This window comes from Streptomyces sp. NPDC088910 (assembly GCF_044749865.1).
GTDB lineage: Bacteria > Actinomycetota > Actinomycetes > Streptomycetales > Streptomycetaceae > Actinacidiphila.
Genome location: NZ_JBIVIV010000001.1, coordinates 1,019,329 through 1,039,744, shown reverse-complemented (window position 1 = coordinate 1,039,744; position 20,416 = coordinate 1,019,329). Strand labels below are relative to the sequence as shown.

At 73.5% G+C, this 20,416-nt stretch carries 16 protein-coding genes, 1 tRNA gene and 1 pseudogene; 12 read left to right on the top strand and 6 right to left on the bottom strand.

Annotated elements, in window-relative coordinates:
- Nucleotides 1-97 precede the first annotated feature (97 nt).
- Nucleotides 98-379 (top strand): HU family DNA-binding protein, encoded by a 282-nt coding sequence (locus ACIP4Z_RS04370; protein ID WP_355342991.1) that lies wholly within the window; start codon nucleotides 98-100, stop codon nucleotides 377-379.
- A gap of 63 nt (nucleotides 380-442) precedes the next feature.
- Here ACIP4Z_RS04370 and murA read toward each other — a convergent pair whose 3' ends face one another.
- Nucleotides 443-1,792 (bottom strand): UDP-N-acetylglucosamine 1-carboxyvinyltransferase, encoded by a 1,350-nt coding sequence (gene murA / locus ACIP4Z_RS04365; RefSeq protein ID WP_355342994.1) that lies wholly within the window; start codon nucleotides 1,790-1,792, stop codon nucleotides 443-445.
- A 279-nt stretch (nucleotides 1,793-2,071) separates the two neighbouring features.
- Here murA and ACIP4Z_RS04360 point away from each other — a divergent pair, with 279 nt between their 5' ends.
- The 7 genes from ACIP4Z_RS04360 (at nucleotide 2,072) to ACIP4Z_RS04330 (ending at nucleotide 11,395) form a co-directional block, all read left to right on the top strand.
- Nucleotides 2,072-2,650: a YqgE/AlgH family protein gene (locus tag ACIP4Z_RS04360; protein ID WP_188284071.1), complete on the top strand. Its 579-nt coding sequence runs from the start codon at nucleotides 2,072-2,074 to the stop codon at nucleotides 2,648-2,650.
- Nucleotides 2,651-2,661: 11 nt separating this feature from the next.
- On the top strand, nucleotides 2,662-2,961 hold the full coding sequence (locus tag ACIP4Z_RS04355) for a DUF3039 domain-containing protein (protein ID WP_093716639.1): 300 nt from the start codon (nucleotides 2,662-2,664) through the stop codon (nucleotides 2,959-2,961).
- A 36-nt stretch (nucleotides 2,962-2,997) separates the two neighbouring features.
- Nucleotides 2,998-4,269: a hypothetical protein gene (locus ACIP4Z_RS04350; protein ID WP_355343000.1), complete on the top strand. Its 1,272-nt coding sequence runs from the start codon at nucleotides 2,998-3,000 to the stop codon at nucleotides 4,267-4,269.
- Between the two features lie 312 nt (nucleotides 4,270-4,581).
- A complete protein-coding gene (locus tag ACIP4Z_RS04345; RefSeq protein ID WP_401304942.1) occupies nucleotides 4,582-6,213 on the top strand; it encodes a beta-N-acetylhexosaminidase in 1,632 nt (543 codons plus the stop codon).
- A 267-nt stretch (nucleotides 6,214-6,480) separates the two neighbouring features.
- Nucleotides 6,481-7,353: an FAD binding domain-containing protein gene (locus ACIP4Z_RS04340; protein ID WP_355343006.1), complete on the top strand. Its 873-nt coding sequence runs from the start codon at nucleotides 6,481-6,483 to the stop codon at nucleotides 7,351-7,353.
- Entirely contained in the window at nucleotides 7,350-9,089 is a 1,740-nt protein-coding gene (locus ACIP4Z_RS04335; protein WP_401304939.1) for a (2Fe-2S)-binding protein, read from the top strand. The genes ACIP4Z_RS04340 and ACIP4Z_RS04335 overlap by 4 nt, the downstream gene beginning before the upstream one ends.
- Entirely contained in the window at nucleotides 9,086-11,395 is a 2,310-nt protein-coding gene (locus ACIP4Z_RS04330) for a xanthine dehydrogenase family protein molybdopterin-binding subunit (protein WP_355343012.1), read from the top strand. The genes ACIP4Z_RS04335 and ACIP4Z_RS04330 overlap by 4 nt, the downstream gene beginning before the upstream one ends.
- A 194-nt stretch (nucleotides 11,396-11,589) precedes the next feature.
- Here ACIP4Z_RS04330 and ACIP4Z_RS04325 read toward each other — a convergent pair whose 3' ends face one another.
- From ACIP4Z_RS04325 to ACIP4Z_RS04310, 4 genes and pseudogenes are all read right to left on the bottom strand, one after another.
- Nucleotides 11,590-12,339, bottom strand: a complete 750-nt coding sequence (locus ACIP4Z_RS04325) for an isocitrate lyase/phosphoenolpyruvate mutase family protein (RefSeq protein WP_401305059.1) — start codon at nucleotides 12,337-12,339, stop codon at nucleotides 11,590-11,592.
- A 38-nt stretch (nucleotides 12,340-12,377) separates the two neighbouring features.
- Entirely contained in the window at nucleotides 12,378-12,824 is a 447-nt protein-coding gene (locus ACIP4Z_RS04320) for a carboxymuconolactone decarboxylase family protein (protein ID WP_355343018.1), read from the bottom strand.
- Nucleotides 12,825-12,933: 109 nt separating this feature from the next.
- Nucleotides 12,934-13,617: an NADPH-dependent F420 reductase gene (locus ACIP4Z_RS04315; RefSeq protein WP_401304937.1), complete on the bottom strand. Its 684-nt coding sequence runs from the start codon at nucleotides 13,615-13,617 to the stop codon at nucleotides 12,934-12,936.
- A 231-nt stretch (nucleotides 13,618-13,848) separates the two neighbouring features.
- Nucleotides 13,849-14,004, bottom strand: a pseudogene (locus ACIP4Z_RS04310) (protein-L-isoaspartate(D-aspartate) O-methyltransferase); the annotation flags it as partial.
- A gap of 201 nt (nucleotides 14,005-14,205) precedes the next feature.
- Between ACIP4Z_RS04310 and ACIP4Z_RS04305 the strand changes: the two are divergent.
- Nucleotides 14,206-15,186, top strand: a complete 981-nt coding sequence (locus ACIP4Z_RS04305) for a twin-arginine translocation signal domain-containing protein (protein ID WP_401304935.1) — start codon at nucleotides 14,206-14,208, stop codon at nucleotides 15,184-15,186.
- Between the two features lie 129 nt (nucleotides 15,187-15,315).
- Here the strand turns inward: ACIP4Z_RS04305 and ACIP4Z_RS04300 are convergent.
- Nucleotides 15,316-15,390, bottom strand: a tRNA-Cys gene (locus ACIP4Z_RS04300).
- A 312-nt stretch (nucleotides 15,391-15,702) separates the two neighbouring features.
- Here ACIP4Z_RS04300 and ACIP4Z_RS04295 point away from each other — a divergent pair.
- From ACIP4Z_RS04295 to ACIP4Z_RS04285, 3 genes are all read left to right on the top strand, one after another.
- A complete protein-coding gene (locus tag ACIP4Z_RS04295) occupies nucleotides 15,703-17,115 on the top strand; it encodes an MFS transporter (RefSeq protein WP_401305057.1) in 1,413 nt (470 codons plus the stop codon).
- Between the two features lie 180 nt (nucleotides 17,116-17,295).
- Nucleotides 17,296-19,086, top strand: coding sequence for a DEAD/DEAH box helicase (locus ACIP4Z_RS04290; protein WP_355343030.1), 1,791 nt, complete (start codon nucleotides 17,296-17,298; stop codon nucleotides 19,084-19,086).
- A 242-nt stretch (nucleotides 19,087-19,328) separates the two neighbouring features.
- Nucleotides 19,329-20,069, top strand: coding sequence for a helix-turn-helix domain-containing protein (locus ACIP4Z_RS04285; protein ID WP_355343033.1), 741 nt, complete (start codon nucleotides 19,329-19,331; stop codon nucleotides 20,067-20,069).
- The last annotated feature ends 347 nt before the right edge of the window (nucleotides 20,070-20,416 follow it).

The window sequence follows — 20,416 nt, the reverse complement described above, 5'->3', positions numbered from 1 at the left end:
CCATATATGGGGGCAGGATGCACACCTGGGCAGTGAGGCACACAGCAACAGCTTCGAGCTCGCGCCCCCATGGCAGAAAGAACACGGGAGTACAGATATGAACCGCAGTGAGCTGGTGGCCGCTCTGTCCGAGCGCGCCGAGGTGACCCGCAAGGACGCCGACGCCGTACTGGCCGCGTTCGCTGAGACCGTCGGTGAGATCGTGGCCAAGGGCGACGAGAAGGTCACCATCCCCGGCTTCCTGACCTTCGAGCGCACCCACCGTGCCGCTCGGACCGCGCGTAACCCGCAGACCGGTGAGCCGATCAACATCGCGGCCGGCTACAGCGTGAAGGTTTCGGCGGGCTCCAAGCTCAAGGAAGCCGCCAAGGGCAAGTAATCACATCGCCAAAGGGCGGCTTCTCCCGGGGGAGAAGCCGCCCTTTCGCATGGGGCGTACCGCTCAGGAAGCGACCGCGCCCGCGGGCTGGGGCAGCTCGATGTGGGCGCCCAGGCCCTCCAGCTTGGCGAGGAAGTTCTCGTAGCCCCGGTTGATCAGGTCGATGCCGTGCACGCGCGAGGTGCCCTGCGCGGCCAGCGCCGCGATCAGGTACGAGAAGCCGCCGCGCAGGTCGGGGATGACCAGGTCGGAGCCCTGGAGCTTGGTCGGGCCCGACACGACCGCGGAGTGCAGGAAATTGCGCTGCCCGAAGCGGCAGGCGGAACCGCCCAGGCACTCGCGGTAGAGCTGGATGTGCGCGCCCATCTGGTTGAGCGCGGAGGTGAAGCCGAGCCGGGACTCGTACACCGTCTCGTGCACGATGGACAGCCCCGACGCCTGGGTGAGCGCCACCACCAGCGGCTGCTGCCAGTCGGTCTGGAAACCGGGGTGCACGTCGGTCTCCAGCGCGATGGCGTTGAGCGGGCCGCCCGGGTGCCAGAAGCGGATGCCGTCGTCGTCCACCTCGAAGGCCCCGCCGACCCGGCGGAAGGTGTTGAGGAAGGTCATCATCGACCGCTGCTGGGCGCCGCGGACGTAGATGTTGCCCTCGGTGGCCAGCGCCGCGCTCGCCCAGGAGGCGGCTTCGAGGCGGTCGGGGAGGGCCCGGTGGTTGTAGCCGCCGAGCTTGTCGACGCCGGTGATCCGGATCGTCCGGTCGGTGTCCATCGAGATGATCGCGCCCATTTTCTGCAGGACGCAGATCAGGTCCTCGATCTCCGGCTCGACCGCCGCGTTGGACAGCTCCGTGACGCCCTCGGCCAGCACCGCGGTGAGCAGCACCTGTTCGGTCGAGCCGACCGACGGGTACGGCAGCCGGATCTTGCAGCCGCGCAGCCGCTGCGGCGCCTCCAGGTACTGGCCGTCGGCGCGCTTCTCGATCGTGGCGCCGAACTGCCGCAGCACGTCGAAGTGGAAGTCGATCGGCCGGCCGCCGATGTCGCAGCCGCCCAGGCCCGGGATGAAGGCATGGCCGAGCCGGTGCAGCAGCGGGCCGCAGAACAGGATCGGGATCCGGGAGGAGCCCGCGTGGGCGTCGATGTCGGCCACGTTGGCGCTCTCGACGCGCGTCGGGTCGAGGACCAGCTCGCCCGGTTCCTCACCGCTCTGCACCGTCACGCCGTGGAGCTGGAGCAGCCCGCGTACGACGCGTACGTCACGGATGTCGGGGACATTGCGGAGTCTGCTCGGTCCGCTGCCGAGCAGGGCGGCGACCATGGCCTTGGGCACGAGGTTCTTCGCACCGCGGACACGGATCTCGCCCTCGAGGGGGGTTCCGCCATGAACAAGCAGTACATCGGCGATGTCGGTCATGGATCTCGCGATCTTCGGAACGGTTGGTACGGGGGAGGCCGGGCGCGGCCGGGGTGCTCGCCGCGCGGAGCGCAGGAAGAAATGGTAATGCGCCTACTGACCCGTCCCGGCTGCCGTGAACCTCGGCCAGTGTCATGACTTCGCTACAGCGCGGTGCGTGGCGGACCGCACACCGTCCGCTGCCGCGCGCGCCGTACCGCGTGTCGCGCCGTAGCGGCGGATGTCCGGGAGTGGCGGTTGCCGCTCCGCCCAGCGGGTTTGTGCGGGATCATGTGTCCCATGACCGAGGTGTCCTCGCTCACCGGAAGACTGCTCGTCGCCACACCGGCGCTCGCCGACCCCAACTTCGACCGGGCGGTGGTGCTCCTCCTCGACCACGACGCGGAGGGGTCGCTCGGCGTCGTCCTGAACCGGCCCACGCCGGTCGGCGTCGGCGACGTCCTGCTGCCCTGGGCGCCGCTGGCGGGCGCGCCCCCGGTGGTCTTCCAGGGCGGCCCGGTCTCGCTGGACTCCGCGCTGGGCCTGGCCGTGGTGCCGGGCGACGTCCGCGAGGGCGAGGACGCGGACCCGCTGGGCTGGCGGCGGGTGCACGGCGCGATCGGCCTGGTCGACCTGGAGGCGCCGCCCGAACTGCTCGCCGCCGAGCTGGGCTCGCTGCGGATCTTCGCCGGATATTCCGGCTGGGGGCCCGGCCAGCTGGAGAAGGAACTCGTCGACGGCGCCTGGTACGTGATCGAGTCCGAGCCGGGCGACGTGTCCTCGCCCGATCCCGAACAACTGTGGCGCTCGGTGCTGCGCAGGCAGCGCAATGAGCTGGCCATGGTGGCCACGTATCCCGACGATCCGTCTCTCAACTAGTCTTGAGTCTTATGAGCACTCTTGAGCCCGAGCGCGGGGCGGGCACCGGCACTCTGGTCGAGCCGACCCCGCAGCTCTCCCATGGTGACGGCGACCACGAGCGCTACGCGCACTATGTCCAGAAGGACAAGATCATGGCGAGCGCGCTGGAAGGCACGCCCGTCGTCGCGCTCTGCGGCAAGGTCTGGGTCCCGGGACGCGATCCGAAGAAGTACCCGGTCTGCCCGATGTGCAAGGAGATCTACGAGGGCATGCCGCTGGGCGGCGGGGACAAGGACAAGTCCGGCAAGGGCAGCGGCGGCAAGAGCTGACGTCCGCGCTCCTCGCCGGCGGAAACAGGGGCGGACGTGGACAGCGGTCAGGGTGACGACGGCGCGTTCGGCGCGGCGGACGCGCCCGGCGACGACGACGCGAGCGACGGCGAGCGGGTGCACTCGCTCGTCGCGCAGAGCCGGTTCGCCGAGGCGCACGCCCTCGTCAGCGATGCCTTCGTGGAGCGCAACGGAAGCGCGGGCTACCTGCTGCGCGCCTGGATCCTCGCGCAGGAGAAGCGGCGCCCCGAGGCCCGCGAGTCGGTCGACTGGGCACTGGCGCTCGCCGGGCCCGCGGAGGCGGCCGACGTCTTCGTGCTGGCCGGGGTCGTGCTGCTCTCGCTGGACGAGCCGCACGCGGCGCTGACCGTCGCGCTGCGGGCCACCGGCGCCGACCCCGACGGCTGGGAGCCGTCGGTGCTGCTCTCCGACGTCTACCGGCGGCTCGGCCGGGTGCCCGACGCGGTGGCCGCCGCCCGCCGCGCGGTCGCGCTCGCCCCGCAGGAGGCCGAGGCGCAGGTCGCGCTGGCCCGTTCGCTGACCTCGGGGCGCGGGCTGCTCGGCCGGGTGCCCAAGCGGCACCGCGCCGAGCACCAGAGCGCGGTGGAGCGGGCGCTGATGCTCGGCGCCGACCCCAGCCAGCTCACCGCGCCGCGCGGCGGGGCACTGGCCGGGATCATCGCCGTGGCCCTGCTGGTGGGCGTGCAGCTCTTCCGGATCGCGACCGGTGACGTGTGGCAGATCATCGCCACCGCCGCCGGGGCCGCGGCGGCCCTGGTCCTGATCGTGGTCCTGCTGACGGTGGCCGGGCGCCGCTCCGGTACGCCGCTGCCCGCCCGGCTGCGGGGCATCCGTGCCACCGTCCGTACGGAGCTGGCCGCCGATCCCTGGCTGCGGCGGGTCCGGGAGATCAACGCCGTCGCCGTACTCCCGCTGGTGCCGCTGGTCACCACCGTGCTGCCCTGCGACAAGGAACGGCAGCGCGCGCCGTGGCCGCTGTGGGCGGTCTCCGCCGTGACCGCGGCCGGTCTGGCCGCCGTGGTCGTCGTCGGCCTCGCCGTCCGCTGGTGGTACGGCGGGCCCTTCGCCGAGCGCGCGTTCCTGCGGAGCTGGAACGGGCGTGTGCAGCTCGCGGCCGTGTTCGCGCTGCTGGGCGCCACCCTCGCCCTGGCCTCCGCCCCCGACGTGCCCCACTCCGCGTGGCAGGCCCTCACCATCGCCCACTTGGCGTGGCTGCTCCTCGGTGTGACCCTCACCGTGCTGCTGGCCGTGCGCGCCCAACGCGAGAGGGCGGCTGCCGCCTTCTAGTCTTTCCCGGGCCGGGTACGCGGTGCCCCGCTCCGGCAGCCCCCGCACTCCCGCCCGGTGGGGGCTGGCCGCGCAGTGCCTCCCCCCAGCTACCGCTGGGAGGTGCCCCCGGCGCCCCTCGGGGCCCGTGCCCGTCGTCTTTGCCCGCGCCCGGGCGGGGCAAGTCTGCCGCGGGCGGGTGAGCCGGGCCCTTCGGCGGCGCGGGAACTGCGCGACCAGGCATGACGCTTCCGCGGTCGGAGAACGGTCCTCGGTCAGGCAGCTGCGGGATTGGTCTATGCCAATCGCGGATTACGGGTCAGGATGGCCCCCATGGACCTCATTCCGGCCCCGCGCCATCAGACCCCGTACGGCACCGACGACGCCTTCGTCCTCGGGCCCGAGACGACCCTCACCGCGACCCCCGGCGCCGAAGGCGCCGCGCGCTGGCTGCGCGGAGTGCTCGCGGCAGCGACGGGCCTGCCGCTGGCACCGGTGGAGCCGTCCGGGAAGGACGTGATCCGGCTGGCGGTGGACGACGCGGTGGCCAGGGAGCTGGGCCCCGAGGGCTACCGCATCATGGCCGCGCCCAACTCCGGCGTGCACGTCTTCGGCGGGAGCCCCGCCGGCGTCTTCTGGGGCGCGCAGACCCTGCGCCAGCTCCTGGGGGCCGACGCCTTCCGCCGGGCGCCCCTGGGGGAGCGCGAGTGGCGCGTGCCGACCTGCCAGATACAGGACGCCCCCCGCTTCGCCTGGCGCGGCTTCATGCTCGACGTGGCACGGCACTTCATGCCGAAGGACGTCGTGTTCAAGTACCTCGACCTGATGGCCGCCCACAAGCTGAACGTGCTGCACTTCCACCTCACCGACGACCAGGGCTGGCGGGTGGAGATCAAGCGCTACCCGAAGCTGACCGAGGTCGGCGCGTGGCGCGAGCGCACGAAGGTCGGGCTGCGCGAGTCGCCGCTGTGGGACGAGCGCCCGCACGGCGGTTACTACACCCAGGACGACATCCGCGAGATCGTCGCGTACGCCGCCGAGCGGCACATCACCGTCGTCCCCGAGGTCGACATCCCCGGCCACTCGCAGGCGGCCATCGCCGCGTACCCGGAGCTCGGCAACACCGACGTCGTCGACACCTCGGCCCTCTCCGTGCTGACCACGTGGGGCGTCAACCCCAATGTGCTCTCGCCCGCCGAGAGCACCCTGCGCTTCTACGAGAACGTCTTCGCCGAGCTGCTGGAGCTGTTCCCCGGCGAGTTCTTCCACGTCGGCGGCGACGAGTGCCCCAAGGACCAGTGGCGCGCCTCGCGTTCGGCGCAGGAGCGGATGCAGGAGCTGGGCCTGGAGGACGAGGACGAGCTGCAGAGCTGGATGATCGGCCACTTCGACCACTGGCTGACCGAGCGCGGCCGGCGGCTGATCGGCTGGGACGAGATCCTGGAGGGCGGCCTCGCCGAGGGCGCCGCCGTGTCGTCGTGGCAGGGATACGCCGGCGGCATCGCGGCGGCCAAGGCCGGGCACGACGTGGTGATGTGCCCCCAGACCCATGTCTACCTGGACTGGCGGCAGTCGGAGGACCCCGAGGAGCCGGTGCCGATCGCGCACGCCCGCGGCCTGGAGGACGTCTTCCGCTTCGAGCCGGTTCCGCCGCAGCTCACCGAGAAGGAGGCGGCGCACGTCATCGGCACCCAGGCCAACATCTGGACCGAAGTCATGGACTCCGTACGGGTGCTGGACTACATGGCCTTCCCGCGGCTCGCCGCCTTCGCCGAGGTCGCCTGGTCGGACCTGCCCGCCGCCGACGAGCGCGACTGGCCGGAATTCGAAGCCCGGATGCGGACCCACTACGCCCGACTGGACGCCCTGGGCGTGGAGTACCGGCCGCCGGGCGGCCCGCTGCCGTGGCAGCGCCGCCCCGGCGTCCTCGGCCGTCCCAAGGACGGTCCGCCCCCGATCGTGTGACTGATTCCGCAACTTCCGCACCCGGCGCGGGCGGAGCTGGCACGGTGGAGTGGCGTACCGTCGCAACACACCCGAAGGATGGCAATTCCGGCACAGCGGTTGATTCCGTCAGAGCCGTACGATCGCGCCCGTGACGGACGGATCGGTACTTCGTGGACCCTCGCGTTGACCACCGTGGAACATGTGCCAGAGTTGCCACGTCCAGGCTGTGAGCACGTACGGTACGGCTACCGCGCGACGGAGGAAGGCCGGGAAGGGGCAGGCTGCGTGAGCACGTATGCACGGCGGACGGCGGAGAACGTGACGCTGCCGTCCTCGCTCGACGAGGCGGTGGAGGCGCTCGCCGCCATGCCCAGCGCCGTGCCCGTCGCAGGCGGCACCGACCTGATGGCGGCGGTGAACTCCGGGCTGCTGCGCCCGGACGCGCTGGTCGGCCTCGGCCGGATCAGTGAGATCCGCGGCTGGCAGTACGCGGACGGCGCGGCGCTGCTCGGCGCCGGACTGACCCACGCGCGGATGGGGCGGCCGGACTTCGCCGCCCTCATCCCCGCGCTCGCCGCCGCCGCCCGCTCCGCGGGACCGCCGCAGATCCGCAACGCGGGCACCCTCGGCGGCAACATCGCGACCGCGGCCCCGACCGGCGACGCCCTCCCGGTGCTCGCCGCGCTGGAGGCCAGCGTCATCGTCGCCGGACCCGAGGGCGACCGCGAACTCCCGGTCAGCCACCTGCTCACCGGCATGGACCCGCTGCGCCCCGGCGAACTCCTCGCCTTCGTGAGGATTCCGCTGCTGCACGCGCCGCAGACCTTCCTCAAGGCCACCGGGCGCACCGGGCCGGGGCGTGCGGTGGCCTCCGTCGCGCTCGTGGTCGACCCCGCGCGCCGCCAGGTGCGCTGTTCGGTGGGCGCGGTCGCGCCGGTGCCGCTGCGGCCCCTGGAGGCCGAGCAGTGGGTCGCGGGCCTCATCGACTGGGACGGCGACCGCAATCTCGCCCCCGAGGCGTGCACGGCCTTCGGCGAGTACGTGGCCGCCGCGTGCATCCCGGACCAGGAAGGTGTCGAACTGCCGCCCGCCGCCGTCCAGCTACGCCGTACCGTGGCCGCACTGTCCCGTCGAGCGCTCGGGAGGGCACTGGCATGACCGACCAGCCGCAGCCGCAGCCGGGCGCACCCGGCACCGACGACAGGTCGGGCACGTCCGGCGGGTCCGGCACGTCGCCCGGCACGTCGGGGACCTGGCAGCCGGTGCCCGGCGGCGGGGACTACGACCCCGACCAGACCATGCACGTCTCCTTCGCGGCCCAACTGCCGCCGGAGCCGCGGCCGGGCGAGGACCCGCTCGGCGCGCACGGCCCGGCGGGACCGCCCGTCACCGGTGAGGGCGACCCGGTCACCCAGTGGTCGATCCCGGTCATAAAGGACGACGCGGACGGCGACTCGGGGGAGTTCTCCGTCGGCTCCTTCGCCTCGCCGTGGGACCAGGCGCCGTCGCCCGCGCCCACGCAGTCCTTCCCCGCCGGGATGTTCGGGCAGGGCGCGGCGGCCGCCGCGCAGGCCCAGGCGGCCGCTCAGGCCGCCGCCCAGGCGCAGGCCGGGCAGGGCGCACCGCAGGACCAGCTCACCGGGCAGTGGGACTTCAGCGGCGTCGGCACCGGCATCGACCCCGGCACGGGCCTGGGCACCGGCCTGGGCGCGGGAGTTGACGAGGGGCTGCCCTGGCCGCCCACCCAGGCCGCCTGGTCCGCCGCCGTCGACGACCCGGAGGGCCCGCCGCCCGGCGCGGGACACCAGGCCACCGCCGACAGCGCGTTCACGCACACCGGCCACGACGCCGACTACGGCACCGGCCACGACCCGGCGGCCAGGACGCGCGCCCCCGGCGACCCCGAGAGCCCCGGCAGCGCGGGCGCGCTGCACGACCCCGAGGGCCTGTCGGACGGCCTCACCCCGCTCACCGGGATCGGCGCGCTCGACGGCGTCGACGGCCTGTCCGCGCTCGACGGTCTCAGCGGCCTCGACGCCCTGCCGGGCGGCCTGGACGGCCTGTCGGCGCTGCCCGCGCTCGACGGCGGCGAGGAACTGGTGGCGGACGGCCACGTCCCGGATGGCCACGTACCGGACGGACTCGCGCCGGGCGAACTGCCCCCGGCCGGGCCGCTCCCCGACGCCGTGGACGGCCTCACGCCCGACGCCCTCGCCCCCGACCCCCTCGCCCCGGATTCCGGTACGGCGGAGGCGGACGGCGACCTCGCGGCCGACGAGGCCGAGCGGGAGCCGGAGCCGGAACCCGTCGAGGAGACCCACAGCGAACACCCCCTCGCCTCCTACGTCCTGCGCGTCAACGGCGCCGACCGCCCGGTGACCGACGCCTGGCTCGGCGAGTCGCTGCTCTACGTGCTGCGCGAACGCCTCGGCCTCGCCGGCGCCAAGGACGGCTGCGAACAGGGCGAGTGCGGGGCCTGCTCCGTCCAGGTCGACGGCCGTCTGGTCGCCTCCTGCCTGGTGCCCGCGGCCACCGCGGCGGGCAGCGAGGTCCGTACCGTCGAGGGCCTGACCGTGGACGGCCGCCCCTCCGACGTCCAGCGCGCGCTCGCCGAATCCGGCGCCGTACAGTGCGGCTTCTGCATCCCCGGCATGGCGATGACGGTGCACGACCTGCTGGAGGGCAACCACAAACCCACCGACCTGGAGACCCGCCAGGCGCTGTGCGGCAACCTCTGCCGCTGCTCCGGCTACCGCGGCGTCCTCGACGCCGTCGACCAGGTCATCGCCGCCCGCGAGGCCGCCGCCGACGACCCCGACAACCCGGCGTCCGCGGCCTCCTCCACCGCCGCCCGCGTCCCGCACCAGGGCGGCCCCTCGGGAGGCGCCGTATGACCGGCATCATCGACGGACCGGGGCCCGTCGCGGAGACCCTGGCGGGCGCCGGGGCGGTACGGGGGATCGGCGCATCGCTGCCCTCGGCCGACGCGCTCCAGAAGGCGCAGGGCACCTACCCGTACGCGGCGGATCTGTGGGCCGAGGGGCTGCTGTGGGCGGCCGTGCTGCGCTCGCCGTACCCGCACGCGCGGATCACCCGGATCGACACCAGCGAGGCCGTCGCGATGCCCGGCGTGCGGGCCGTCGTCACGCACGAGGACGTGCCGGGCGACGCGATGCACGGCCGCCGGGTCGCGGACCGCCCGGTCTTCGCCGAGGACCTGGTGCGGCACCACGGCGAGCCGATCGCCGCCGTCGCCGCCGACCACCCCGACACCGCCCGGCTCGCCGCCGCCGCGATCCTCGTCGAGTACGAGGTGCTGGAGCCGGTCACCGACCCCGAGAAGGCGTTCGCCGCCGAGCCGCTGCACCCCGACGGCAATCTGATCCGGCACATCCCGCTGCGCTTCGGCGACCCCGACGCGATCGGCGACGTCATCGTGGAGGGCCTGTACCGGGTCGGCCGCCAGGACCCGGCCCCGATCGGCGCCGAGGCCGGACTCGCCGTCCCGCGCCCGGACGGCGGCGTCGAGCTGTACGTCGCCTCCACCGACCCGCACGCCGACCGCGACCTGGCCGCCGCCTGCTTCGGCCTCGAACCCGACCGCGTCAAGGTCGTCGTCACCGGCGTGCCCGGCGCGATGGGCGACCGCGAGGACTCCGGCGTCCAGCTCCCGCTCGGCCTGCTCGCGCTCAAGACCGGCTGCCCGGTCAAATTCGTGGCCACCCGCGAGGAGTCCTTCCTCGGCCACGCCCACCGCCACCCCACCCTGCTGCGCTACCGCCACCACGCCGACGCCGAGGGCCGCCTGGTCAAGGTCGAGGCGCAGATCCTGCTCGACGCGGGCGCGTACGCCGACGCCTCCTCCGACGCGCTCGCCGCCGCCGTGGCCTTCGCGGCCGGTCCCTACGTCGTCCCGCACGTCTTCGTCGAGGGCTGGGCCGTACGCACCAACAACCCGCCGTCCGGCCACGTACGCGGCGAAGGCGCGCTCCAGGTCTGCGCCGCGTACGAGGGCCAGATGGACAAGCTCGCCGCGAAGGTCGGCCTGGATCCGGCCGAGATCCGGATGCGCAACGTCCTGGCCACCGGCGACCTGCTGCCCACCGGCCAGACCGTCACCTGCCCCGCGCCCGTCGGCGAGCTGCTGAAGGCCGTACGCGACGCCGAGCTGCCCCCGCTGCCAGACGGCGACGACGAGTCGCAGTGGCTGCTGCCCGGCGGCACCTCGGGCGCGGGCGAGCCGGGCGCGGTGCGGCGCGGGGTCGGCTACGCGCTCGGCATGGTCCACGTGCTCGGCGCCGAGGGCGCCGACGAGGTGTCGACCGCGACCGTACGCGTCCACGACGGCCGCGCCACCGTCATCTGCGCCGCCGTCGAGACCGGCCAGGGATTCACCACGCTGGCGCGGCAGATCGTCCAGGAAGTCCTCGGCATCGACGACGTCCAGGTGCTGCCGTCCGACACCGACCAGCCGCCGTCGGGACCCTCCGCGCGCGGACGCCACACCTGGGTGTCCGGCGGCGCGGTCGAGCGCGCGGCCAAGATGGTCCGCACCCAGCTGCTCCAGCCGCTCGCCGCCAAATTCGGCATGTCCGTGGAGCTGCTGTCCATCGCCGACGGCAAGATCACCTCGTACGACGGTGTGCTGTCCACCACCGTCGCCGAGACCCTCGACGGCAAGGAGCTGTGGGCCACCGCGCAGTGCCGCCCGCACCCGACCGACCGGCTCGACGACACCGGCCAGGGCGACGCCTTCGTCGGCCTCACCTTCTGCGCGATTCGCGCCGTGGTCGACGTCGACATCGAACTGGGCGCCGTGCGCGTGGTCGAGATGGCCGTCGCCCAGGACGTCGGCCGCATCCTCAACCCCCGCCAGCTCGCCGCCCGCATCGAGGCCGGGATCACCCAGGGCGTCGGCCTCGCCCTGATGGAGGACCTCCGCGCGCCCCGAGGCATCGTCAAACGCCCCAGCCTCACCGGATACTCCCTGCCGACCGCCCTCGACGCCCCCACGGTCCGCATCATCCGGCTGGTCGAGGAGCGCGACGTCCTCGCCCCCTTCGGCGCCAAGGCCGTCTCCGCGGTCCCCGTCGTCACCGCCCCCGCCGCGGTGGCCGCCGCCGTCCGCGCCGCCACCGCCCGCCCCATCCCCCGCCTCCCCATCCGCCCCCAAGCCGCGGTGGTCAAACCCCAGAACTAGCGCCTGTCCGGCGGATCATGGGCGGTCCAGGCGGCGCCTGGTACGTGCGAGCGCAAGGCGCCGGGGCGGCCTCGTAGCGGAGCTATCCCGGGCGGGTTGAGCTTGTCAGGGGCGCGGCCGCGGCTGAGCGTGCCGGTCCACCGCGCCCCTGGACAACGTGGCCCGGCGCCTTTACGCGGCGCGCGCCAGGCGGGTCACAGGCGCATGCCGGTCGCCATGTCGCGGACGGCTTCCAGGGCTTGTTGCTGGAGGCCGCCGCCGAAGGTGACGCGGGTGGCGCCGAGGAAGGCCAGCTCGCGGGGGGAGGGCCCGCCGGGACGGCAGAGGGCGTTGAGGGGGAGCGGGACGGCTTCGGCGATCTCGGCGAGGAGGGCGGGCGGGGCGAGGATCGGGTAGACGCAGTCGGCTCCGGCGGCGGCGTAGAGCAGCCCGCGCTCGACGGCGGCGCCGGTCGTACGGTCGCCGCGCAGAAACGTGTCGATGCGCGCGTTGACGACCAACGCGTCCCCGGCGGCGGCGCGTACGGCCGCGAGCCGGTCCGCCTGCCGCCGGGGCTCGACCAGCCCCCTGGACCCCGGCTCGGAGTCCTCCAGATTGCACCCGACGGCCCCGGCCTCCAGCAGCCGCTCGACCAGCTCCTCGGGCGCCAGCCCGTATCCGGCCTCGACGTCGGCCGACACGGGGACGTCCACGGCGCGGGTGATCCGCCGGATCGCGGCGAACATCTCGTCGGCGGGCGCCTCGCCGTCCTCGTACCCCAGCGACGCCGACACCCCGGCGCTGGGTGTCGCCAGCGCCGGGAAGCCCGCGTCCGCGAACACCCGCGCGCTGGCCGCGTCCCACGGCCCGGGCAGCACCAACGGATCGGCGGCGTCCCGCCCGTGATGCAGCGCCAGCAGCGCCTTCGCGCCCCCCGCCCCGGCCTCGACCTCGGCCCCGGCCACGCCTCCCGCCCCGACCTCGGCCCCGGCCCCCGCGCCGCTCACGCGCTCGCCGCCGGCTGCGTCCTGAACGTCACGTTGAACCGGTTCCACGCGTTGATCGCCACGATCGCGGCCCCCAGGCGCGCCAACTCGTCCGCGTCGAAGTGCTCCGCCGCCCGCGCGTACACCTCGTCCGGCACGAACCCGTCCGTCAGCAGCGTCACCGCCTCCGTCAGCGCCAGCGCCGCCCGTTCCTTCTCGCTGTAGACGCCGTCGACTTCTTCCCACGCGCTCAGCAGGAAGATCCGCTGGTCGCTCTCCCCGGCCTTCCGCGCGTCCTTGATGTGCATGTCCAGGCAGAACGCGCACCGGTTGATCTGCGACGCCCTGATCTTCACCAGTTCCGCGACCACGGGGTCGAGCCCCTTCGCCGCCGCCTGGCTGAACCCCAGCATCGCCCGGAACGCGTCCGGCGCGTGCTTCGCGTAATCCACTCGCTCACTCATACCGACGACGCTACGGCCTGATCGCCCCGCGCCGTTGTACCACTCCCGCCCCAAGTCCCTGGGCCAATCGCGGCGGGAGCGGACGGGCGGCCCGGTTTCGGGCCCGGCTTCAGCTCTCCGCCGCCGCCAGGGCCGCCTCGATGTCGGCGACGGAGGCCGGCGCGGGGGGCTCGGCCATGAAGTCGGCGACCGACTTGTCCGCGTAGGGCAGCCCGTACGCCGCCGTGCCGGGCTGGAACCGCCGGCCCTCGGCGAGCGGCCCGGCGTCCACGGTGTCGAAGCCGAGCAGATCGAGCAGCTCAGCGGCGTGCGCCTTCGCGTCGGCGTCGTCACCGGCGATGGGCAGGGCGCTGCGGTCGGCCGCTCCCGCCGGACGCGGCAGCGCCGCCAGGTGCTTGAAGAAGATGTTGTTGAACGCCTTCACCACGTGGGCACCGTCCAGATACCCCTGGAGCAGCCCGCTGTCGGTGGTCTTCTTCTCGACCAGCTCGGCGATGTCGCCGTCGCGCTGCGGGTAGTAGTTGCCGGTGTCGATCACGGTCTTGCCCGCCAGCGGCTCCCGCGGAATCCGCGGGTACGCCTTGACCGGGACCGTCACCACCACCCAGTCCCCGGCGGCGGCGGCCTCCGCCGCCGTGCCCGCGCGGGCTCGTGGACCGAGCTCCGCGACGAGGTCCGCGAGGGTTTCCGGCCCCCGTGAGTTGCTGAGCACCACGTCGAGCCGGCTGTCGACCGCCAGCCGGGCCAGGGTGCCGCCGATGTTTCCGCTGCCGATCAGTCCCAAAGTCGCCATACCGGCGGCAACCGCCACGGCCACGTCAGTATTTCCGCCGGTCCGGTCGTTCACCCTGTCAGTGGCGCCGGTGCGGCCCGAGTGCGAGGAGCACGTCGCCGAGCTGGGCGGCGGTCAGGGGTGGCGCGGGCAGGGTTTTCGCCTTCGGCGGCGTCTTCGGCAGGGGCTCCGGCCCGGCCCGGAAGCCGTCGAGGAGCCTCTCCCCGATTCGTGCCTGGAGAGTGATGTCGCTCAGATACCCCAGGACTCGGCCGGATCGTCCAGCCACACGTACTGCCCGTCGGCGTCGACCGTCAGCCCGAAGCGCTCGACCCCCGGCTTTCCCCGGCCCGCCCACCAGCGGAAGGCGGCCTCCACCTCGTCCCACAGCCGACGCGGTCCGTACTGGACGGCCGCTGGTTCGACCGGGAGAACCTCAAACGCTGGGAAACCGAACGCCGTTTACCAGTCCCCGCCTGGCACCCCCTGCTGGCGAAGGCGTACGGCCTGCCGGTGGAGAAGATCGTCCGGGCGGTCGCGGCGAGTAAGCAGTGGCGCAGGATCCAGAATCGCCCGGATAGTGGTGAGGGGGGAGAGGAGGGCACGGAGGTGGACCGACGACAGTTCCTCGGCGCGGCGGCAGCGGCGGCGACGGGTGCGGTGGCTCTGCCTGGCATCGCGGAAGCGCGCCAGGGCATCAACGCGGCGCTCAGCGGCTCCGATGCCGGTGACCTCGCCTATCTCGACGGTGCTTTCGAGCGGCACCGCGGCGGCTATCGCGGCCGTCCGCCCACCGTTGTCCTGACGCAGATGCGGGACGACCTCGACCTGCTGCGGGACGTCCTGAGCCGTCCGCACGCGGCTGCCGCGCGAGCCGACCTTGCCCGGACAGCGGCCGGGATCACCGGCCTGGTGGCGATCATCCAGCACGACCGCAGCGACCAGCGCGACGCGCACGGCTGGTTCAGCACCGCCGAGCAGGCCGCCCGCGAGTCCGGCGACCGGCAGATGCTCGCCTGGGCACTGGCACGGCACGCGATGGTGCCCCTCAACTACGGTGCTCCGAAAGCCGCCGCCGATCTCGCGGGTCGTGCCCGCGCCGAAGCCGGGCAGAGTCCGTCCGCCGCGGCGGCCCTGGCAGCGGCCGTCAACGCCCGCGCCCTCGCCGCCATCGGCGACCGGCAGGGAGCACTCCGCTCCGTCGCCGACGCCCGCCTCATCGCGGAACACCTGGACGGCACCCAGGCCGCCGACACCTGGTTCGGCTACCCGCTCCAGAAGCACCACGTCCACCTCTCCCAGGCGTTCACCCTCCTCGGCCGCACACGGGAGGCGTACGCCGAGCAGGAGGCCGCCCTCGCCCTCACCCGGACCCCGTCCGTCATGACCCGCGCCCTGCTGGAGATGGACGCCGCGCTCTGCCTCCACACCGACGGCGACCCCACCGGGGCAGCCGACAAGGCGGTCGCCGTCTGGGAACGGCTCCCCGAGGCGTACCGCGACGGCCTCGTCCGAGCCCGCGCCGAGACCTTGCACCAAGTGCTTCCCGGCGCCGCCCACACCAGGCTCGGCGAAGCACTCGCGAGCTGATGACCGGGAGACGTGGCCGAGAGGCTGAGACGTTCGGCGGGTCCGGGACTGAGACGGGAACTGAGACGGACGGCCAGAAGGGCGGCACCCTCATCGGGTGCCGCCCTTCTCTTTTGCCTGGTCAGGCAATGGAGGCCGTGACCGGAATCGAACCGGCGTAACTCGCTTTGCAGGCGAGTCCCTCAACCACTCGGGCACACGGCCAGGTGTGTGTGCGGTGTGGTTCGACCTTCGCGGGTGGGGCGGGGGTGGGTCAAGGGTGGGGGAGGGGGTGCAACGGGACTGCCATACGGCGTTCATGAACGGGGGCGCGGGCCGGGGCGGGAAGGCGGCCGGGACGGAGGTGGGGCGAGGGCGGGGCGTAGGGCGAAAGGCGGAGGGAAAGGGGGTCGCAGGGCAGGGGTGAAAGGGGCTGATGCCCCTTACCCTTGGCTGGTGACTGCCTCCGACACTCGCCGTGACCAGCGGCTTCCTGGAATCGACCCCGAGACCGCCCCGGCCGCGCCGGAAGGCGTGATGGGGCGGTCGTACCGCGCGCTGACCCTGGGCATCGTGTCGGTGGTGCTGATGATCGCGTTCGAGGCGACCGCGGTGGGGACGGCGATGCCGATCGCGGCGCGGGAGCTGGACGGTCTCGGGCTGTACGCGTTCGCGTTCTCGGGGTATTTCACGACGTCGCTGCTCGCGATGGTGGTCAGCGGGCAGTGGTGCGACCGGTCGGGGCCGCTGCCGCCGCTGGCGGCGGGCATCGGCGGCTTCGCGGCGGGACTGGTGATCAGCGGGACCGCGCAGTCGATGTGGCCGTTCGTGCTCGGCCGGGCCGTGCAGGGGCTCGGCGGCGGGCTCGTGATCGTCGCGCTGTACGTGGTGGTCGGCCGGGCGTATCCGGAACGGCTGCGGCCCTCGGTGATGGCCGCCTTCGCGGCCTCGTGGGTGGTGCCGTCGATCGTCGGGCCGCTGGTGTCGGGGACGGTCACCGAACACCTCGGCTGGCGCTGGGTGTTCCTGGCCATCCCGGTCCTGGTGGCGCTGCCGCTCGCCGTCATGCTGCCGCCCCTGCGGCGGGCCGCGCACGCCCCCGACCCGGCCCCCGAGACGCTGCCCGAGGCCCCCGAGCCGGTCGCGCCGCCCGTACGGGACGGGCGGCGGATCTGGTACGCGGTGGCGCTCGCGACGGGCGCGGCGCTGTTGCAGTACGCGGGCCAGGACATCAGCCCGCTCTCGGTGATACCGGCCGTCGCGGGCATCGTGCTGCTCGTACCGTCCGCGCTGCGGCTGCTGCCGCCCGGCACCTTCCGCGCGGTGCGCGGGCTGCCCACGGTGATCCTGATGCGCGGGATCGCGGCGGGCACCTTCATCGCCGCCGAGAGCTTCATCCCGCTGATGCTGGTCACCCAGCGCGGCCTGTCCGCGACCATGGCGGGTCTGTCGCTGGCGGGCGCCGGGCTCACCTGGGCGCTCGGCTCGTACGTCCAGGCCCGCCCGCGCCTGGCGCCGGTCCGCGAACGCCTCGCGCAGTTCGGCATGGTGCTGTCCGCCGCCGCCATCTGCGGCGCCTGCCTCGCCCTCGTCCAGTCCGTACCGGTGTGGGTCGTGGCCGTCGCCTGGTGCGCGGGCGGCCTCGGCATGGGCCTGGTCATCTCCACCCTCAGCGTGCTGATGCTGGAGCAGTCCGCCCCCGCGGAGGCCGGTGCCAACTCCGCCGCCCTCCAGGTCTCCGACGCCCTCTCCAACGTCCTCCTGGTCGCCGCCGCCGGCACCGTCTTCGCCGCCCTCGGGGGCGGCACGGTCGGCGCCGCGGCCGACGCGAGCACCACCACGACGGCACACCCCGCCGCCTTCGCCGCCGTCTTCCTCCCCGCCGCCGCCCTGGCCCTCGTGGGCGCCTTCGTAGCGGCCCGCCTGCGCCCCCACCCGAAATCGGCGTGAGACCGACCGCCTGCGCCCGGGACGGCGTATCACCGTACGAGACGGCGTCCGCGCGCCCGTATGTGAGCTGAGTCGCACACGGGCGGCGCGGTGGCGTCGGGACGGGGGTGAGGGGGTGCGGCCGGTAGGCTGAGGCGGTTTTCGTACCGACCCGCCGCGAGACGAACCTCAACGGAGACCGTGACTACCACCGCCGCATCGCACCCGCACCATCTGTCTCCCGCCTTCCCCGGGCGCGCGCCCTGGGGGACGGCGAACAAGCTTCGGGCCTGGCAGCAGGGGGCCATCGACGCGTACGTCGCCAAGCAGCCGCGGGACTTCCTCGCGGTGGCGACACCCGGCGCCGGGAAGACCACCTTCGCGCTGTCGCTGGCGTCGTATCTGCTCCACAACCACCTGGTGCAGCAGATCACGGTGGTGGCGCCCACCGAGCACCTGAAGACGCAGTGGGCGGACGCGGCGGCGCGGATAGGGATCAAGCTGGACCCGGAGTACAGCGCGGGCCCCGTCGGCAAGGAGTACCACGGCGTCGCCGTGACGTACGCGGGCGTCGGGGTGCGGCCGATGCTGCACCGCAACCGCTGCGAGCAGCGCAAGACGCTGGTGATCCTGGACGAGATCCACCACGCGGGCGACAGCAAGTCGTGGGGCGAGGCGTGCCTGGAGGCGTTCGACCCGGCGACGCGGCGGCTGGCGCTGACCGGGACGCCGTTCAGGTCGGACACCAACCCGATCCCCTTCGTGGTGTACGAGGAGGGCAACGACGGCATCCGCCGCAGCGCCGCCGACTACACGTACGGGTACGGCAACGCGCTCAACGACGGCGTCGTGCGCCCGGTGATCTTCCTCAGCTACAGCGGCAACATGCGCTGGCGCACCAAGGCGGGCGACGAGATCGCGGCGCGCCTGGGCGAGCCGATGACGAAGGACGCCATCGGGCAGGCGTGGCGGACCGCGCTCGCGCCGACCGGCGACTGGATCCCGAACGTGCTGAAGGCCGCCGACCAGCGGCTGACCGAGGTCCGCAAGGGCATCCCGGACGCGGGCGGCCTGGTGATCGCCACCGACCAGGACTCGGCCCGCGCCTACGCCAAGCTGCTCAAGGAGATCTCCGGGCACAAGCCGACCGTCGTGCTCTCCGACGACCCCGGCTCCTCCAAGCGGATCGAGAAGTTCAGCGAGTCCGAGGACCGGTGGATGGTCGCGGTCCGGATGGTGTCGGAGGGCGTCGACGTGCCCCGCCTCGCGGTCGGCGTGTACGCCACGACGATCTCGACGCCGCTGTTCTTCGCGCAGGCCGTGGGCCGTTTCGTACGGTCGCGGCGGCGCGGCGAGACGGCGTCGGTGTTCGTTCCGACCATCCCGATGCTGCTGGAATTCGCCAACGAGATGGAGGTCGAGCGCGACCACGTGCTCGACAAGCCCAAGAAGCAGGGCGAGGAGGACCCCTTCGCGGAGGAGGACAAGCTCCTCGCGGACGCGGAGAAGGCCGAGGACGAGGCCACCGAGGAGGACATGCTGCCCTTCGAGGCGCTGGAGTCCGACGCGGTCTTCGACCGGGTGCTGTACGACGGGGCCGAGTTCGGCATGCAGGCGCATCCGGGCAGCGAGGAGGAGCAGGACTACCTCGGCATCCCCGGACTCCTCGAACCGGACCAGGTCCAGATACTGCTGCAGAAGCGGCAGGCCCGACAGATCGCCCACAGTCGGAAGAAGCCGGACGAAGAGGCCGATCTGCTCGAACTCCCCGCCGAGCGGCGCCCGATCGTCACCCACCGCCAACTGCTCGAACTGCGCAAGCAGTTGAACACGCTCGTGGCCGCGTACAACCATCAGAGCGGTAAGCCGCACGGGGTGATTCACACCGAATTGCGCCGTGCGTGCGGCGGGCCGCCGAGCGCCGAGGCGACGGCGGGACAGCTCGGCGAGCGGATCAAGAAGGTGCAGGAGTGGGCGACCCGAATGCGATGATGTCGGCCGTATTGTAGAGGGTGGATCTCCAAAGTCGGGTCAAGCCGACGCCCGGATTGTGGACGACCCCTTCCGCTGAGCGGTACCCGCTCGCTACGGTGCCGGTCACGCACGCGCCGTGGCAGTGCAGCCGCGGAGCGCAGCCGGTATGACGACTACCGGCGGCCTCTCCGCGCACTGCCGCGGGACCGGCAGTGCGTTACCGCCGTGGAGATGGCCGCCGCCTACGAGGAGGGGGCGTCGTGACCGCGGAGACGTCTCAAACGCTTGACCGGGGCCTGCGGGTTCTCAAGCTGCTCGCCGACACCGACCACGGCCTGACGGTGACCGAGCTGGCCGCCAAACTCGGTGTGAACCGGACGGTGGTCTACCGCTTGCTGGCCACGCTGGAGCAGCATTCGCTGGTCCGCCGTGACCTCGGCGGCCGGGCGCGCGTCGGACTGGGCGTGCTCGGTCTGGCCCACCAGGTGCACCCGCTGCTGCGCGAGGCCGCACTGCCCGCGTTGCGCTCGCTCGCCGAGGAGATCGGGGCGACCGCCCACCTGACCCTCGTCGACGGCAGCGAGGCGCTGGCCGTCGCCGTCGTGGAGCCGACCTGGACCGACTACCACGTGGCCTATCGCACCGGCTTCCGGCACCCGCTGGACCGCGGGGCCGCGGGGCGCGCCATTCTCGCCGGGCGGGGCATGCAGCCGACGCCCGACGGGTCGCGCTGGGAGCGGTTCGTCGAGGAGGAGTCCCTGGGCGCCCGCCCGGCCGAGGGGCCGCCCGCCGCCCATACCGTCACCGCGACCGAGCCGGTCCGGTACGTCCTCACCCACGGCGAGCTGGAGGCCGGTGCCAGCGGGGCCGCCGCGCCCCTCCTTGGCGTCCCCGGCATCGAGGGGAGCGTCGGCGTCGTCATGCTCGCCGACTCGGTCCCGGAGAGGGTCGGTGCGCGCGTCGTGGAGGCCGCCACGGAGGTCGCCGACGCCCTGCGCTAGGGCGCTGAGCCTCCCCACAAGGGTGCGCCCCCAGGCCCCCGGGCCCGTGCCGGGTCCTTTACCGGGACGCCGGCTACGCGTTTTGGGCCGCTGCCCCGGGGCGGTTGTTTTGCCGGGGGCGGTGGGCCGTGTTTTTGGGGCGCGGGCTGCCGCGGGTCACCGCCGGTCCCGGCGGGGCGGTTCGGTTGGGTCCGGGTCACCGGCCGGTGGTGGGTTACTCGCGCAGTTCCTCGCGCCCCTGAGGGGGCGCTGGTCGTGCGTGCGGGTAGCTGGGGCCCGGCCCCGGGGCGGTTGCTTTGCCGGGGGCGGCGGGGCGGTTCGGTTGGGTCCGGGCCACCGGCCGGTGG